This is a genomic window from Peribacillus sp. NPDC060253, from assembly GCF_042727425.1.
Lineage (GTDB): Bacteria > Bacillota > Bacilli > Bacillales > DSM-1321 > Peribacillus.
Map to the genome: position 1 here is coordinate 1 of NZ_JBHXAS010000118.1, position 14,267 is coordinate 14,267.

Genomic DNA, 14,267 nt, shown 5'->3' on the forward strand with positions numbered 1-14,267 from the left:
AATACATATTTTATTATAAGTTTTTTTGATAAAAAGTCAACGTATTATATTAATAAAGTTTTAATTTCTTACTTTTATTTTCCTCCTGCAAAGAAAACAAAACAAACGTTCCCTTTTTTACTTGCATACAAAACGTACGTTCGCATATAATAAAAGCAAGTAAGTTAGCAAAGGAGTGACAAGGAATGAAATATATACTTCGTAAACATCTGGAAGAAAACGCTCCATTGGAGATTATTTATCTCTCCGAAAAAGGAAAAATTACACAACGGAAAATTCAGGTGCTTGAAATATATCCAGGCCATATTCACGCTTTCTGTTTTCTAAGGCAGACAAAAAGAACATTTAAATTGAACAATATCCTTTCTGCCCGCCTCATTAAGGCTAAATATGATAAATCCGGATGAAAATTCGTGATTATTCCATAAAGATTCACCCGATTAACTCTTCTTCTTCCTGAATGTCCTTTTCTTGTTCAGTTAGCGATTCTTCTTCATCTCTCAGACGATGAGCTAATCTTGAGGCGGCACTCGCGGCAATACTTGCAACGATATCATCCAGGAAGGTATGCACGATTCCTTCTTGCTTCTTATCAAGTTCGTGAATGACGCCTATTTTATTTTTATCCAAATGGCCAAAGGTCGTTACTGCAATGCTTCCATATCCTAGTACAGCACCAAAAGCAATCGTTTCATCCACTCCGAATAATCCTTCATCAGATTCAACAATGGATTGCAGCGGTTCTGATAGCTTCTTTTGCTCTGCCAGTTTATCCAGCTCCACACCGACTAAAATGGCATGTTGAATTTCCCTCTTCAAAAGGACACGCTCAACGCTTCGGATGCATTCCTCCAGTCTTAAATCTGCTTTATATGGGATTTGCAATTCATAAACAATTTTAGCGATGGCCTCCACACTGACACCGCGCTCTATTAATGTTCGTTTAGCCGCCTTTGTTACTTCCCTGCTGTGTACGTGTACATCTGCCATTTATTTCGCCACCTCTTCTATTGTATTATTTTTCTATATCCTTGTATTATACCATCTTATTATCTAAATTTTTAGAATACATATCAAAAATTTTCTATTCCAAATTCTTGCCACGGGAAAAAGTCGCGCGGCTATGCTAAAATAGCCTAGTAAGTTGTTTTTCATTATTAATTATCATTGAGGTGCGGGAAAATGAGTTTACGCAAAGGCACGATTAAAGAGTACATGTTTAAAAGTGAAGCATTAGCAGAAGAATTGGAACTACTTGTTTACTTGCCAGCTAATTATTCGCCACTGTATAAATACTCGCTCGTCATTGCTCAAGATGGACGTGATTATTTTCAAATGGGCCGAATTGGTCGCGTAGCCGATGAGCTGTTAGGGAACGATGAGATTGAAAATATCATCATTGTCGGCATTCCTTATAAAGACCGTTTTGACCGCAGACGCAAATATCATCCTGACGGGGAACAGCACATTGCATACATACGCTTTCTAGCCCATGAGCTTGTCCCGTTTTTAGATGATGAATTTCCAACCTATCAAATGGGACATGGCAGAGCTTTGATTGGCGATTCTCTTGGTGGTACAGTTTCTTTATTGGCCGCTCTGCAATATCCCCATACATTCGGGAAGTGCATCATGCAATCTCCACTTGCCAATGAAGCCGTAATGGATGCTGTACGTAATTTTGAGGATCCGCATCTCCTCGAACTTTACCATGTAATCGGGACTGGGGAAACAGATGTTCCGACTACGGATGGCAATCGGGAAAACTTCATAGACCCTAACAGGAAATTGCATAAATTATTAAACCAAAAAGGATTTCCATGCTTCTATGAAGAATTTGAAGGTAATCATACCTGGAAATATTGGCAGGCGGATTTAAAAAGAGCACTATTGGAAATGTTCTAACATTTTTGAAATCATCTCTTTAGAAATGTTTCAGGAAAACATATCCAACTAAAATACAACAATAAAAATATCAGGAGGTTTTATTTATGAAATATGGTGTTGCAATCTTCCCTTCAAAAAAACTTCAAGATTTAGCTAATTCCTATCGAAAAAGATATGATACGAAATATGCTTTCATTCCACCTCATCTAACGCTTAAACCAACGTTTGAAGCGACGGATATGGAAATTTCGTCGATTGCAGATCAATTAAAAGGTATTGCCCAAAAGTGCAAGCCCTTTACGATGAACGTAACGAAAGTGAAGTCTTTCCAACCCGTAAGCAATACCATTTATTTCAAAGTCGAATTATCCGAAGGACTTCAAGAGCTGCATGATGCACTTAACAATGAGGACTTCATGAAAAGTGAAAGTGAACATGCATTTGTCCCGCATATTACCATCGCTCAAGATTTATCCGATAATGAGCATTCTGATGTTTTAGGCCAATTAAGCATGCTTGATGTCAGCCATGAAGAAGAAGTTAAGCGAGTTCACTTGTTATACCAGCTTGAAGACGGTGCTTGGACCGTATATGAAACATTTAGATTAGGAGCTGAATGATTTCGTGTTTGTAAAAATTGCAGAAACCACCCTAGATCGCGAAAATGCTTATATGATTAGAAAAAAAGTGTTCGTCCACGAACAAAACGTTCCTCTTGAAGAAGAGATCGATGAATACGAAGACGTCTCTACCCACTTCGTTTTATATAACGAGCAGGAACAACCAATCGGTGCAGGCCGCTTCAGGGTCATCGATAACATCGGTAAAGTCCAGCGCATTTGTGTACTGTCATCGGGCCGAAAGAGCGGGGCCGGTGCCATGATCATGAACGCTATTGAGGAATACGCAATCCAGCAGGAAGTACCTCAATTGAAGCTTGATTCCCAGGTGCATGCGATTCCTTTTTATTCGAAATTAGGGTATGAGGTCGTTTCCGACGAATTCATGGATGCTGGCATTCCACATAAAACGATGATGAAAACCATTTAATGATATAAAAAAGCTGTCCCTTCAGTCTTCTGATTGGACAGCTTTTTTTGTTCGTTCATGATCTTAAATTATCGTTTTATAAAAAAAACCATTTCCGTTCAATGGCAATCTTCGCAAAAATACATAGTCTATATATAGAAAGCAAGAAGGAGGGAAAATTTTATGGGTAACAATGAATTTAACCTGGAGGAGTCTCAAAAAAGACTGATGGAACTGCTGGTTTCGAGGACTATGAGAAAACATGGTTTCAAAAAGGAAAAAGTCGATCTAACTGAAAGAGAGAGAAACAATCTTAGAGAAACCGTTCGCTATTTACAAGAGCAATCACAAAAAATCATAAACCAAGAAACGAACATCACGGAACATGATGTTAATCCAGTTACAAATTCCATTCACAACAAATTCACTGATTCCAAAGATAAATGACGCACCATATCACCTAATCAAACCTTACTTGCTGGCGAGAAATAAGTAAACCCAGACATAGCAGCACTTACATTTCATTCCTAAAGCTCCAGCTTCTTAATCATGCATCCCCCACACACTAATACTTTTTCTAAGTATTTAAAAAATAGACGAATTAACTGATTTATTCGTCCAACCCGATTACCCATCAAAGCATATTTTAATAGGGAATAAAACCTAAGGAGGAAAAAACAACATGAACCAAAATGTATATCGTAGCAACTGTAACACACATGAAGACTCTGATAGATCATGGTCGGCTCTAGATTCCGCTTCCAGACATCCCCTTTCAGGATTCTGTAACGACGATGAAACACGGATTAACCAAGAGGCAAGACAGGATAATAGTCAAGTTCAGCTTTCTGAAGAACTTATTTACATTAAAGATTCTTGCAATGTAAATGTCATTTCAACGGATGTTAAAGCGGCCCTTTCTCTTCAAACTGCTCTACAAGCTGCAATTGCGGTCATCGTAAGCATTTCCATTGCAGATTCTGATAATGCTGACAGAATTACTCAAGAATTAATCCAATCTTCTAATGTTAAACAAATCACGCGCCAAAAAACAATTGTTGAAAACAGCCGTGATATCGACATTACAACAACTGATGCACAAATCGCTCTTAACATCCAACTATTACTTCAACTATTGTTAGCTCTAATCGTAGAAATTGACATTCTTTAAGAAATCAACACAAAAAGGACACTTCGCGTGTCCTCTTTTGTTTTTCATAGCAACACTACACAATTTTGTTGAAGTACCCACCTTTTCCAGTCATTTCAGCCGTTATTTCTTGGTGAACTTTCCTGCCGATTTGAATTTTATAGGTGCTCGCTCCATCCCTTCTTTCCCGATTATGATATTGAACTTGCTTGAATTCTTCAAAGCTTCCCCTTTCTTCCAACACCTGATCAAAACGGATAGGCTGAATGGGTGTCGTCCCATTAACAATTCTTACTTTCTCTGCAGCTTCGATCGTCCGGTTGGCATATTGAATATAATCAAATTGTGTGACAGGAGCTATGTATCCCATCGTGATCCCTCCTTTATTTAAATGGTCATATTGTCATTTAATTACCCTGCTGGGAACAATAATTAAACATGATTTCCGCATTCTTTTTTCTTAATCTTCTGGTATGATGAGTATTGCCGATATTTTTAATAGATTAGAGGTATCCATTTATATGAATCAAGCAAAATCTGGCACTGAAATCGTACATTTACATACCGTTTCAGCTGGTGAGCTGCAGACACTTTTTGAAAAAGGAAAACGTGATCAGCTTTCTTGTATCATTTGTCATAAACCAGTGAAATTATTTATTGGAATCCATGAGACACCTTATTTTTATCACAGTGACCCAACGCAGGTGCCCTGTGAAATGCCAAATTCCGCACCAATAATTGAGGACAAGCCATTAGAATACATGGAACAGAATGGATTTAGGATTCCTACATCACGAACCATTACGGAAACAAAAACCATTACGGAACCTTTCCTTAAAAGCCGGCCCATAACCGGCAATCCGAAATATTCAGATAAACAACATGCCCTGGCACAATTAGAGGAACCATACTTTCAGGAATTATCTTCATCCGGGGTTGTTCTCGATGCAGAGCAACTAAGAGCGGTAATGACGATCGATGGACCAATTCTCGTCCTTTCAGGAGCCGGCAGCGGCAAAACCCGAGTATTGACGGTCCGTACGGCCTATATGCTCACAGTGAAAAAGATTGACCCAAAAAGTATCATGCTTGTAACCTTTACGGCGAAATCTGCAAAGGAAATGCAGCAGCGTCTGCTCGGCTATCCTTATATGACTCCTTCCCTTGTTTCTCAAATTGTTAGCGGGACCTTTCATAGCATCTTTTATAAAATCCTAATTTTTCACGAACCATCCAAATGGCAGCGCGATTTCCTATTAAAATGGGAGTGGGAAAAAGAAAAGGTATTGAAACAGGCTGGCAGGGAATTGGAACTTGATGATAAGGAATTTGCCTATGATCAAGCACTCCAACAAATTGGACTTTGGAAAAACTCATTGGCTTTTCCTGAAGATATTCAACCGATTGACGAGTGGGAGAAATCCTGTTTATTTTTATATAAGAAATATGAAGAGTATAAACTACAAACAGGAAAATATGATTTTGATGATATGCTTGTCGGCTGTTATGTATTTTTAAAAAACCACCCGGAATTTTTAAAGAAATATCAGCAAAGGTTTCAATATTTTTTGGTTGATGAGTTTCAGGATATCAATAAAGTTCAATATGAATTGATAAAACTCCTCTCTGCTGAATCAAAAAATGTTTGTGCGGTTGGAGATGATGACCAATCCATCTATTCCTTCCGGGGAAGTGATCCAAAGTATATCTTGAATTTCAATCATGATTTTCCTCAATCACAAGTTGTAAAGCTAACCGAAAATTACCGCTCTTCTCATGAAATCGTCGCAACTGCGAACCGCTTGATCAAGCGTAACCAGAACCGTATGGAGAAAAAGATGCGGGCACAGCATGATTCTGGAAATCCTCCTGTATTGTTTTATCCTTATGATGAAGAATTGGAAGCAACGATGATCGTATCTGATATCCAAGAAAAAATATCCAAAGGAGCGAACCCTGGGGACTTCGCAGTTTTGTACAGGACACACACGATGTCGCGGGCCATCTTTGAAAGGTTAGCCGCTTCCAACCTGCCATTTGTCATTGAAAAAGATGCGGATTCGTTTTATCAGCGCAGGGTCATTCGAGGCATGCTCGCCTTTATGCGCTTGAGTTTATATCCCCATGATAGCAAGGCAGCATCCGATGTCCTTTCCGCCTTATTTTTAAAACAAAGTATATTACAGGAGTTAAAAGCACAGACAATCCTCCAGGACTGTGATTTTATTGATGCATTTGCTTTTGTTAAGACGGGACATGCTTTTCAAGAACGAAAATTAAAAACGATCCCAGGTCTGATCCGTTCATTAAAAATTATGTCGCCGCTCGTAGCTTTAGAAATCATCGAGAAAGATTTAGGATACCAGGAATATGTTAAAAAACGCGGAAATGAAGCGAACCTTGAAAAAGGTTCAGATGACATCCGCGACCTAAAGGTGGCAGCAAATCGTTTTCCTACAGTCGCTGCTTTCCTTGAACATGTCGACCATATGACTGCCATGGTTCAAGAAATAAAACAGCTGTCTAAACATTTTAAGGATGCGATACAGCTTACAACCATACACCGTTCCAAAGGGCTTGAGTATCAAACCGTTTATGTTCTTGCTGCTGTCGACGGCAGCATTCCTCATGATTTCGCACTAGAATCATACCGAAAAGGGGAACTTTCCCCTCTTGAAGAGGAAAGACGATTGCTCTATGTAGCAGCAACCCGGGCAAAACAGGATCTTTACCTTTCGATCTTGCAAACGAGACGTGGACGAACCGCCCATCCATCTCGCTTCTTGAAGCTTTGACCAAGAGTGAATGAAGTTTCCCTGCAAAATAGAAAAGGCCTGCATAATAGCAGGCCTCTTTGTTTATCATTTTTTATTTATCATATTGGAAATCGTACCGAAATCCAGTTTATTTCCTTCAGCCACGATGGAATGGACGATTTTATCTTCCGTTTCCTTATTGACCGGTTTATTAGCTATTTTTGAAACACGCTTTATAACGTTTCTAACAGTCGTTTCATCCTTGAAATTGGCTCCTTGTAGAGAATTTGCCAATTCTAATACATCCTTCATATTTACGCCCGTTTTACCTTCTATGTTTTTAAAAAAGTTATTATCCATACCTAAGCCCCTCCCTTTTCTGTACCTATCCTATGGCAAGATCAGAAAAATGGTGCTAGGCCCTTATAAATAAAAATAAAAGGAATAGGCTTCTTCCGCCTATTCCTTTTAATTTAGCAGAAAGAAGCCCCTACAATGATTAATAGGATAAACAATACAACGATTATCGCGAAAGTAGAGCCTCCACCGCCATAGCCGCCGCCATAGCCATAACCGCCGCCGCCACAACAACCGTAGCCACCAGAACCAAACATAAAATCACCTCGCTCTCGCTAAAGCTTACTGATAACATATGTAGGTCTGGACAAATATGTATAGGCCATGTCCTAGTCCAGGCTGCCTATTTCCGCTAATCTTATCCTTTTGGTCTGAAAACTAAAGCCCCGATAAATCCAAAGATGATAGCTGCTGAGATACCGGAGCTCGTAATTTCGAACATACCTGTCAGTACGCCAACAAGACCATGTTTTTCCGATTCCATCATGGCCCCGTTCACTAGCGAGTTCCCAAATGAAACGATTGGTATGGTTGCTCCTGCACCTGCAAAGTCAACAAGTGGTTCATATAGATCAAACCCGCCAAGAACCGCTCCAATTACAACGAACAAGCTTAACGTATGTGCTGGTGTCAGCTTAGCAACATCGAATAGAAGCTGGCCGACTACGCAAATCAAGCCACCGATGACAAAGGCCCAAAAAAACATTGCTAACATCCAAATCTCTCCTTTTTCATGATTTCATCCCATACTCTATGGCCACCGCATGGGCAATGCATGGTATCGTATCTTTTTGTTGGACGGATAGCGGTGACAATAATGCTCCTGTTGCAACGAGCAGGATTTTTTTATATTTACCCTGAATCATTTCATTAAGGATATGTCCATATAAAACCACTGCTGAACATCCCGCTCCACTGCCGCCTGCCAAAACAGGCTGGTCCTTCTTAAAGATCATCAAGCCGCAATCTTTGAATTTTTCCTGATTGATATATTGGCCCTTTTGCTTTAATAAGTCCATGGCTGTTTCCCTGCCTATTTGTCCTAAATCACCCGTAATGATCAAATCATAATCATCCGGGGTCATTCCCGTATCATTGAAATGTGCAAGAATCGTATCGACGGCTGCCGGAGCCATCGCTCCCCCCATATTGAAGGGATCTTTCAACCCCATGTCAATGACCTTGCCGATAGTGGCTGAAACAATTTGGGGAAATTCCCCTTGTTTGCTTCCATTTGGAGCAACAAGCGCCACCCCTGCACCCGTTATCGTCCATTGAGCTGTAGGAGGTTTTTGTCCTCCATATTCAGTTGGATAGCGGAATTGCTTTTCAACAGCCGCATTATGGCTCGAGGCTCCTGTCAACACATAGTTCGCCCCACCATAATTGGTGATGAAGGCAGCTAAAGCGAGCCCTTCCATTGAAGTGGAACAGGCTCCAAACAAACCAAAATACGGAATGCCGTTGGTTCTAGCTGCTAAACTTGTTGGTGTAATCTGATTGATTAAATCACCCGCCAAGAAAAACTGTACCTGCTCCTTGTCGATTTCACCTTTCTCCAATGCAAGCTCCACCGCTTTCTCCATCAAATGACGATGGGCCTTCTCATATGAATCCTGCTCCATCCACAAATCGTCGTACAGGATATCGAAATCACCCGCGATTTCTCCATTTGCCTCAAATGGACCACCTGTTACCCCTGTTTCCAAAATGACCGGTTTATTGGCGAACATCCATGTTTGTTTTCCCTTTAACATCGCTTAGCCTCCAATCATGAGATAAATCGTTTTAATCAGTGCCACGACAAAGGCTGAAAAAACTCCAAATAAAATCACCGATCCGGCCAACTTAAACATATTGGATCCAACACCAAGAACAAATCCTTCCGTCCGGTGCTCGATAGCAGCTGAAATGACTGCGTTACCGAAGCCTGTAACAGGGACGGCACTCCCTGCCCCACCAAACTGCCCGATGCGGTCGTAAAACCCGAAACCGGTCATTAAAAGGGCCAGAAACACCATGGTTGCAGTTGTTGGACCTCCAGCTGTCTGTTCCGTAAAGTTAAAAAAATAAATATAGAAGTAAGAAATTGCTTGTCCCACTATGCAAAAAATCCCACCTACTAAAAAGGCTTTCAAACAATTTTTCACTATAGGTCTTTTGATTTCATGCTTCCCTTGGAGCTGTTGATAAGCATCCTGCTGGGGTGTCGTTTTCTCCTTGCCACTCATAGTGCAGAACCTCTCTTTCTAAATTAACTCTTTTTGTAGTCCTTCAATTTCCTTGAACTTCTTTCTTGCCTTTTTCTCGGGAACATCTTTTTTCTTGAGCAATTCGTTCAATCTTACAGATTCCAAAAAGATTTTATAGTCGCTCGATACGATAAATTCATACTTGGGAAACTTTTCTTCCAGATGTCCTGTCACATTCTTTTCAATCTTCTTCATATGAAAACGTTGTAAGTGCTTAACTTTATAAGCGACGATAATCTTTTTTCCATTTTTCACAACGATCACGTCATAAATGGTATCTTCTTTAGCAACTGTTTCCTTGACCTTTGAAATCAGTCCTTTTTCATCTTCATGATCCATCCCATTAATGATATCCATCGGTTCAGGATTCGTACGTTTAATCAACGCTAAATTCTCTGTTTTTCCGTCCTCCTGACTGCTACAGGCAGTTAGTAAACACAAAGCAACCACAAAAAAAATCAAGCTGCCATAAAAATATCTTCCTTGTCTGAACATAGAATCACATCCTAATTTATCGTTCTAGTATTATTTTCTTGAATTAACCGGTTTTTTATGAATGGTAGGATTAGGAAACAAAAAAACCTTTCCTAATTGGAAAGGTTTTTTTGTTATTACTCAATAGCCTTTATTTTTATTATTATTATTATTATTATTGTTACAGCCACAGTCTTTCTTGATTTTGACCGGTTGATCTTTTTTCATCGGTTGGGCATAAGCCCACGGATTCTGTTTATTATACAATGTATGACTCCTCCTTTACTGTCTCTAACATACTATATGAATGAAGAGACAAGTTGTTTCCAATCAAATGTCCATAATTTTGCTAATAGTAACCTCAATGATCGCACCTACAGCTGCTACGGCAAGGATCAAAATCAGGACGTCCCCCAAAAACCAACGATTTAGATAAAGGAAAACCAGAAAAAGACTGACCCAGACACCCACACACCAAAAACAGCTAAGCAATTGTCCACCCCAGCCAAGCAGTCCCCTTTCTTTGGGCAATAAATATATTTCCACATCTCCTGCTTCATTCTTTTCCTCTATCTCGTTAAAAAATGGGCGGCGTAGCGGCTCCATGATTTTATCGAAAACGATCAAACGTGTCAGCCTAAAAGAGGCCAAGCCTAATATTAGAAACAAGGTGAACTCATTTTGTGGGAGAAACATTCAATATTACTCCTTCACTTGGATTCTTCAATTATTTTGGCATCGATAATATCCGGGAGACCGACGTAGCGAATATGGTTCCCTCTTTTTATCTTCACGGATTCCCCCTTCATTCCCAATACATGAAACTTAAGTGTTTCTCCGTTAATAGTCGCCTCACATAATGGCTTTGGAAAACCTTGATGATTGGATAATCGGGAAATGATGTCGCGGGAAGATTCTTTTTCCTCCACCTTCTTCCTTCTTTTCTTGACTGGCTTTTCGATTTCCTTTTCTATTTGTTCAGGATGTTCGATTTGTTCAACAGGGGTTTGTTCAGGAACATATTGATTGGTAATTTTCCTAATTGCACTTATCTCTGATTCAATTTCCTTCATCGCATCATATACACCAAATTCACGTTTAACTTCTTCTATTTTTTCTTCTTTATGCTCCGCTTCATTATCCTTTACTTCCTCAAGTTCGGGCTCTGCCGTATTTTGAGATTTGACTTTTTTCGTTCGGAAATTAGTTTGCATATTCCCTCGCTTATCGGATATTTTTGTCTGATCCACATATAAGATTGGTTTGGACTCCTTATCGCCATTATTCTCTGACATGAAAATCCCCCTTAATATTTCAGAATATCCACAGACTGCAGCTGTTCGATATGGTATTGAACAACCTTTTTTCCAAATTTATGTCTTATATACAGACTGGATTTTTTTTTTTGTTCCAATTTTCCAAACAGTGTACGACCATTGATGATGAATTTACATACAGGCTTAGGTGCAAAGGCTGGAAGTCGGGACAATAGCTCCACCAATTCCTCGGCACTATATGGCGTGCTGATACTTTTTTCATTCAAATTCAATTTCAAATTTCTCTTCAGCGTATCGTGTACGGTTTGTTTACCAACAGCACAAGGCAGATTGATTTTCTTCACGTCCATGATGCCCTCCTCCTTTTTCATTGGCCCAAAATAGGGTTGAAAGCAGGTTTATGCTGATTCTCACCAAACAATGAATATCTGCTCTATGTATCATTTATATGAAATTCAACTTTTTTTATGCTGGAGATGTGCTCCCGCTATAGATATAAGGACATCATCCAAGCTTGTATATGTAGGGGATTAATGGAGCAAAGAGGGGGAAGGGTGGATTTCCGTTCTACTTTCTTTTGGGAAGATTTTGATTTGGTGGTCACTTCGAAAAAACACCAATCAGAATAACAGAGCGAAGGGAGGATTCCTTTGGAAGATGACATATTCCGATCCATTTGGGGGATGCAGAACATCAAGATACCCTCTTGATGGCCAGAATGACATAGCAGTGGAAAATCAACAAAAAGGGGACCGATAACGGCCCCCTACTTTTATAGTCATCCAATTACATGATAACCAGAATCCACATGGATATTTTCCCCGGTTATCCCGCGGGACATGTCGCTTAATAAGAATACTGCCGTATCCCCTACTTCTTCAGGAGTCGTCGTACGACGAAGTGGTGCCTCTTCCTCAATCTTCTTCAAGATTGTATTGAAATCACGGACTCCTTTAGCCGATAACGTACGTATCGGGCCAGCTGAAATGGCATTCACTCGAATGTTATCTTTACCAAGATCACTTGATAGATAACGAACATTGGCTTCAAGTGAAGCCTTAGCCACTCCCATTACATTATAATTTGGCATGACTCGTTCACCGCCAAGATAGGTCATCGTGATGATGCTGCCACCGTTTGGCATGATTTCTTTTGCCGCTTTAGCGACAGCCGTTAAAGAGAAAGAACTGATATTATGGGCAAGCAAGAACCCTTCACGACTCGTGTTGACGAAATCACCGTCAAGTTCTTCCTTGTTAGCGAAAGCCACACAATGTGCAACACCATGGATGACTTCCACCTTTTCCTTAATTGTGGCAAAGCACTTCTCGATATCTTCGTCCTTCGTCACATCACATTGTAAAATGATGGAAGGTTCTCCTTCCAATGTGGAAGATAGTTCTCTCACGCTTTTTTCTGTACGATCTTTTCCATACGTGAATATCAGCTTTGCACCTGCTTTATGTAAGGAACGGGCAACTCCCCAAGCAATACTTCTTTTATTAGCTACACCCATAATGACAAACGTTTTTCCTTCTAATGAAAAAGTCATCGTATGTGACCTCCTATTTTTAATACAAGTTATTAGTACCTGCTACTAAAGATAGTATATCAAATTTCCTTTTATAAAAACACCGTTTTCTGAACTCCTTGGACTATCATTCATACGAAGGCATACTTCGCTTATAATAAATACCCCATGAATAATGTGGCCAATCCGAAATAAATCAGTATACTGATAAGGTCATTTATGGTTGTAATGAAAGGACCAGAAGCTACGGCTGGGTCAATCTTCATTTTATGCATGAGGAGCGGAACAAGCGATCCGGCGAGTGTGGCAACAATTAACGTAATGAAAATCGAAATACCGACCAATAATCCAAGCATTAAATCGTTTTGCCAAAAATATACGATAAAAATGATAGCAATTCCACATGTCAGGCCAATAATAAGTCCAGTTCCAGCCTCTCGAAGGACCAGTTTCCACTTGCTTTCCTGCTCTAATTCCCCTGTTGCGATTCCTCTGACCGCTACTGCCAATGCTTGTGTTCCTGTATTTCCAGCCATGCCGCCAATCAATGGAATAAAAACGGCAAGAATTGCTTTTTGGCTCAGTGTCTCTTCAAATCGACCAATCAAACTCGCAGTCAATAAGCCTAAAAATAAAAGAATGACCAACCATGGCAGCCGTTTTTTTGCAGCCGAAAATGGCCCCTTATCAACGTGGTCGAGATCTGATATACCTGCTAATTTAGAATAATCATCGGATGCTTCTTCGTCCATGACATCAATGATATCATCAACTGTAATGATCCCTAACAAATGATTTTGAAAGTCAACAACAGGTACAGCGAGGAAGTTATAGTCCCTTATTTTCCGGGCCACCTCTTCTTGGTCCTCAGATACAGGGACGGATACTACCCTGTCATCCATTAACTCACTGATTAAAGCCTCTTCATCTGCGATAATCAAGGTCCGGAGCGATAGCACACCAAGCAGTTTCTTATCTTGGTCCGTAACAAATACATAATAAATAGTTTCCGCTTGCGGTGCTTCACGCTTTAAAATCTGCATCGCGGAACGAGCTGTTTCGTTCGCCTCAATAGCTATGAACTCTGTTGTCATTATGCTTCCTGCTGTTGATTCCTCATAGTTCAAAAGCTCCTGGATTTCACTGGCTGCTTCATCATCCATGATCGTTAAATAGCTTACGGCTTGCTCATCATTGATCTCATTCAAAACGTCTGCAGCATCATCTGCATACATATGGGATAGCATATCGGCTACGTAAGAAGGATTCATTTCAGCAAGTAGGCTTTCGTAATTCTCTTCATCTATTTCAATGTTTTCAAATAGACCAGCCATTTCTTCCGGAGATAAATATTTGTACACAACTGACCGAAATTCATCCGACAGGCTTGTATAAAATTGGGCCTGATCATATGGATGCATTTCCAGAAACTCCGTGCGGAACTGATCTAAGTTTTCCGTTTTAAGTGCGTCAAGCAATAGCTCATAATTCATTTGATTACTATCCCGTTCCTTCAACTCTTCCATAGCTATACACCTCCAATAAAACTTATTT

Annotated in this window: 21 protein-coding genes; 7 read left to right on the forward strand and 14 right to left on the reverse strand. The window is 39.9% G+C overall.

Translation table 11 applies throughout. The features are described from left to right. The first annotated feature begins 185 nt into the window (after nt 1-185). Nucleotides 186-407 (forward strand): hypothetical protein, encoded by a 222-nt coding sequence (locus ACFWE9_RS21835; protein WP_230157806.1) that lies wholly within the window; start codon nt 186-188, stop codon nt 405-407. 25 nt (nt 408-432) lie between these two features. On the opposite strand, the gene ACFWE9_RS21840 is transcribed toward ACFWE9_RS21835, so the two are convergent. Continuing rightward, nucleotides 433-990 carry a phosphatidylglycerophosphatase A family protein gene (locus ACFWE9_RS21840; protein ID WP_230157808.1) on the reverse strand — a complete coding sequence of 186 codons (558 nt, stop codon included), beginning with the start codon at nt 988-990 and terminating at the stop codon, nt 433-435. Between the two features lie 192 nt (nt 991-1,182). On the opposite strand from ACFWE9_RS21840, the gene ACFWE9_RS21845 reads away from it, so the two are divergent. The 5 genes from ACFWE9_RS21845 (at nt 1,183) to ACFWE9_RS21865 (ending at nt 4,087) form a co-directional block, all read left to right on the forward strand. Then, a complete protein-coding gene (locus ACFWE9_RS21845; protein WP_230157810.1) occupies nt 1,183-1,905 on the forward strand; it encodes an alpha/beta hydrolase in 723 nt (240 codons plus the stop codon). 86 nt (nt 1,906-1,991) lie between these two features. After that, a complete protein-coding gene (locus tag ACFWE9_RS21850; protein ID WP_230157812.1) occupies nt 1,992-2,507 on the forward strand; it encodes a YjcG family protein in 516 nt (171 codons plus the stop codon). A 4-nt stretch (nt 2,508-2,511) separates the two neighbouring features. Further along, nucleotides 2,512-2,937, forward strand: a complete 426-nt coding sequence (locus ACFWE9_RS21855) for a GNAT family N-acetyltransferase (RefSeq protein WP_230157814.1) — start codon at nt 2,512-2,514, stop codon at nt 2,935-2,937. 162 nt (nt 2,938-3,099) lie between these two features. Further along, on the forward strand, nt 3,100-3,363 hold the full coding sequence (locus ACFWE9_RS21860) for a hypothetical protein (RefSeq protein ID WP_230157816.1): 264 nt from the start codon (nt 3,100-3,102) through the stop codon (nt 3,361-3,363). Nucleotides 3,364-3,598: 235 nt separating this feature from the next. Then, nucleotides 3,599-4,087, forward strand: a complete 489-nt coding sequence (locus ACFWE9_RS21865) for a spore coat protein (protein WP_230157818.1) — start codon at nt 3,599-3,601, stop codon at nt 4,085-4,087. Between the two features lie 55 nt (nt 4,088-4,142). On the opposite strand, the gene ACFWE9_RS21870 is transcribed toward ACFWE9_RS21865, so the two are convergent. Continuing rightward, nucleotides 4,143-4,436, reverse strand: a complete 294-nt coding sequence (locus ACFWE9_RS21870; protein WP_230157820.1) for a hypothetical protein — start codon at nt 4,434-4,436, stop codon at nt 4,143-4,145. A 151-nt stretch (nt 4,437-4,587) separates the two neighbouring features. Between ACFWE9_RS21870 and ACFWE9_RS21875 the strand changes: the two genes are divergently transcribed. Continuing rightward, a complete protein-coding gene (locus ACFWE9_RS21875) occupies nt 4,588-6,861 on the forward strand; it encodes an ATP-dependent helicase (RefSeq protein ID WP_230157822.1) in 2,274 nt (757 codons plus the stop codon). Between the two features lie 66 nt (nt 6,862-6,927). On the opposite strand, the gene spoVIF is transcribed toward ACFWE9_RS21875, so the two are convergent. The 12 genes from spoVIF to mgtE form a co-directional block, all read right to left on the reverse strand. Next, nucleotides 6,928-7,182 (reverse strand): sporulation-specific transcription regulator SpoVIF, encoded by a 255-nt coding sequence (gene spoVIF, locus ACFWE9_RS21880; RefSeq protein ID WP_034314458.1) that lies wholly within the window; start codon nt 7,180-7,182, stop codon nt 6,928-6,930. Between the two features lie 113 nt (nt 7,183-7,295). Beyond that, nucleotides 7,296-7,436 carry a YjcZ family sporulation protein gene (locus ACFWE9_RS21885; RefSeq protein ID WP_230157823.1) on the reverse strand — a complete coding sequence of 47 codons (141 nt, stop codon included), beginning with the start codon at nt 7,434-7,436 and terminating at the stop codon, nt 7,296-7,298. Nucleotides 7,437-7,537: 101 nt separating this feature from the next. After that, a complete protein-coding gene (spoVAE, locus tag ACFWE9_RS21890; RefSeq protein ID WP_057278904.1) occupies nt 7,538-7,894 on the reverse strand; it encodes a stage V sporulation protein AE in 357 nt (118 codons plus the stop codon). A 16-nt stretch (nt 7,895-7,910) separates the two neighbouring features. Further along, nucleotides 7,911-8,936, reverse strand: a complete 1,026-nt coding sequence (spoVAD, locus tag ACFWE9_RS21895; RefSeq protein ID WP_230157824.1) for a stage V sporulation protein AD — start codon at nt 8,934-8,936, stop codon at nt 7,911-7,913. 3 nt (nt 8,937-8,939) lie between these two features. Further along, nucleotides 8,940-9,410, reverse strand: a complete 471-nt coding sequence (spoVAC, locus tag ACFWE9_RS21900) for a stage V sporulation protein AC (RefSeq protein WP_230157825.1) — start codon at nt 9,408-9,410, stop codon at nt 8,940-8,942. Nucleotides 9,411-9,428: 18 nt separating this feature from the next. Beyond that, nucleotides 9,429-9,926 carry a YhcN/YlaJ family sporulation lipoprotein gene (locus tag ACFWE9_RS21905; RefSeq protein WP_230157827.1) on the reverse strand — a complete coding sequence of 166 codons (498 nt, stop codon included), beginning with the start codon at nt 9,924-9,926 and terminating at the stop codon, nt 9,429-9,431. A 120-nt stretch (nt 9,927-10,046) separates the two neighbouring features. After that, nucleotides 10,047-10,172 (reverse strand): hypothetical protein, encoded by a 126-nt coding sequence (locus ACFWE9_RS21910; RefSeq protein WP_377358767.1) that lies wholly within the window; start codon nt 10,170-10,172, stop codon nt 10,047-10,049. 63 nt (nt 10,173-10,235) lie between these two features. Beyond that, entirely contained in the window at nt 10,236-10,601 is a 366-nt protein-coding gene (locus tag ACFWE9_RS21915; RefSeq protein ID WP_230157828.1) for a DUF1360 domain-containing protein, read from the reverse strand. Between the two features lie 14 nt (nt 10,602-10,615). Further along, nucleotides 10,616-11,200 (reverse strand): hypothetical protein, encoded by a 585-nt coding sequence (locus tag ACFWE9_RS21920; RefSeq protein WP_377358769.1) that lies wholly within the window; start codon nt 11,198-11,200, stop codon nt 10,616-10,618. A gap of 11 nt (nt 11,201-11,211) precedes the next feature. Further along, on the reverse strand, nt 11,212-11,532 hold the full coding sequence (locus tag ACFWE9_RS21925) for a hypothetical protein (RefSeq protein WP_230157832.1): 321 nt from the start codon (nt 11,530-11,532) through the stop codon (nt 11,212-11,214). Nucleotides 11,533-11,960: 428 nt separating this feature from the next. Continuing rightward, on the reverse strand, nt 11,961-12,734 hold the full coding sequence (gene fabI / locus ACFWE9_RS21930; RefSeq protein WP_230157833.1) for an enoyl-ACP reductase FabI: 774 nt from the start codon (nt 12,732-12,734) through the stop codon (nt 11,961-11,963). 131 nt (nt 12,735-12,865) lie between these two features. Next, nucleotides 12,866-14,206, reverse strand: coding sequence for a magnesium transporter (gene mgtE / locus ACFWE9_RS21935; RefSeq protein WP_377358771.1), 1,341 nt, complete (start codon nt 14,204-14,206; stop codon nt 12,866-12,868). Nucleotides 14,207-14,267: the final 61 nt, after the last annotated feature.

What these genes read in the sequence shown, in the direction of transcription:
- ACFWE9_RS21835 (WP_230157806.1), top strand. Translation starts at nt 186, where the DNA reads ATGAAATATATACTTCGTAAACATCTGGAAGAAAACGCTCCATTGGAG.
- ACFWE9_RS21840 (WP_230157808.1), bottom strand. Translation starts at nt 990, where the DNA reads ATGGCAGATGTACACGTACACAGCAGGGAAGTAACAAAGGCGGCTAAA.
- ACFWE9_RS21845 (WP_230157810.1), top strand. Translation starts at nt 1,183, where the DNA reads ATGAGTTTACGCAAAGGCACGATTAAAGAGTACATGTTTAAAAGTGAA.
- ACFWE9_RS21850 (WP_230157812.1), top strand. Translation starts at nt 1,992, where the DNA reads ATGAAATATGGTGTTGCAATCTTCCCTTCAAAAAAACTTCAAGATTTA.
- ACFWE9_RS21860 (WP_230157816.1), top strand. Translation starts at nt 3,100, where the DNA reads ATGGGTAACAATGAATTTAACCTGGAGGAGTCTCAAAAAAGACTGATG.
- ACFWE9_RS21865 (WP_230157818.1), top strand. Translation starts at nt 3,599, where the DNA reads ATGAACCAAAATGTATATCGTAGCAACTGTAACACACATGAAGACTCT.
- ACFWE9_RS21870 (WP_230157820.1), bottom strand. Translation starts at nt 4,436, where the DNA reads ATGGGATACATAGCTCCTGTCACACAATTTGATTATATTCAATATGCC.
- ACFWE9_RS21875 (WP_230157822.1), top strand. Translation starts at nt 4,588, where the DNA reads ATGAATCAAGCAAAATCTGGCACTGAAATCGTACATTTACATACCGTT.
- spoVIF (WP_034314458.1), bottom strand. Translation starts at nt 7,182, where the DNA reads ATGGATAATAACTTTTTTAAAAACATAGAAGGTAAAACGGGCGTAAAT.
- ACFWE9_RS21885 (WP_230157823.1), bottom strand. Translation starts at nt 7,436, where the DNA reads ATGTTTGGTTCTGGTGGCTACGGTTGTTGTGGCGGCGGCGGTTATGGC.
- spoVAE (WP_057278904.1), bottom strand. Translation starts at nt 7,894, where the DNA reads ATGTTAGCAATGTTTTTTTGGGCCTTTGTCATCGGTGGCTTGATTTGC.
- spoVAD (WP_230157824.1), bottom strand. Translation starts at nt 8,936, where the DNA reads ATGTTAAAGGGAAAACAAACATGGATGTTCGCCAATAAACCGGTCATT.
- spoVAC (WP_230157825.1), bottom strand. Translation starts at nt 9,410, where the DNA reads ATGAGTGGCAAGGAGAAAACGACACCCCAGCAGGATGCTTATCAACAG.
- ACFWE9_RS21905 (WP_230157827.1), bottom strand. Translation starts at nt 9,926, where the DNA reads ATGTTCAGACAAGGAAGATATTTTTATGGCAGCTTGATTTTTTTTGTG.
- ACFWE9_RS21915 (WP_230157828.1), bottom strand. Translation starts at nt 10,601, where the DNA reads ATGTTTCTCCCACAAAATGAGTTCACCTTGTTTCTAATATTAGGCTTG.
- ACFWE9_RS21920 (WP_377358769.1), bottom strand. Translation starts at nt 11,200, where the DNA reads ATGTCAGAGAATAATGGCGATAAGGAGTCCAAACCAATCTTATATGTG.
- ACFWE9_RS21925 (WP_230157832.1), bottom strand. Translation starts at nt 11,532, where the DNA reads ATGGACGTGAAGAAAATCAATCTGCCTTGTGCTGTTGGTAAACAAACC.
- fabI (WP_230157833.1), bottom strand. Translation starts at nt 12,734, where the DNA reads ATGACTTTTTCATTAGAAGGAAAAACGTTTGTCATTATGGGTGTAGCT.
- mgtE (WP_377358771.1), bottom strand. Translation starts at nt 14,206, where the DNA reads ATGAATTATGAGCTATTGCTTGACGCACTTAAAACGGAAAACTTAGAT.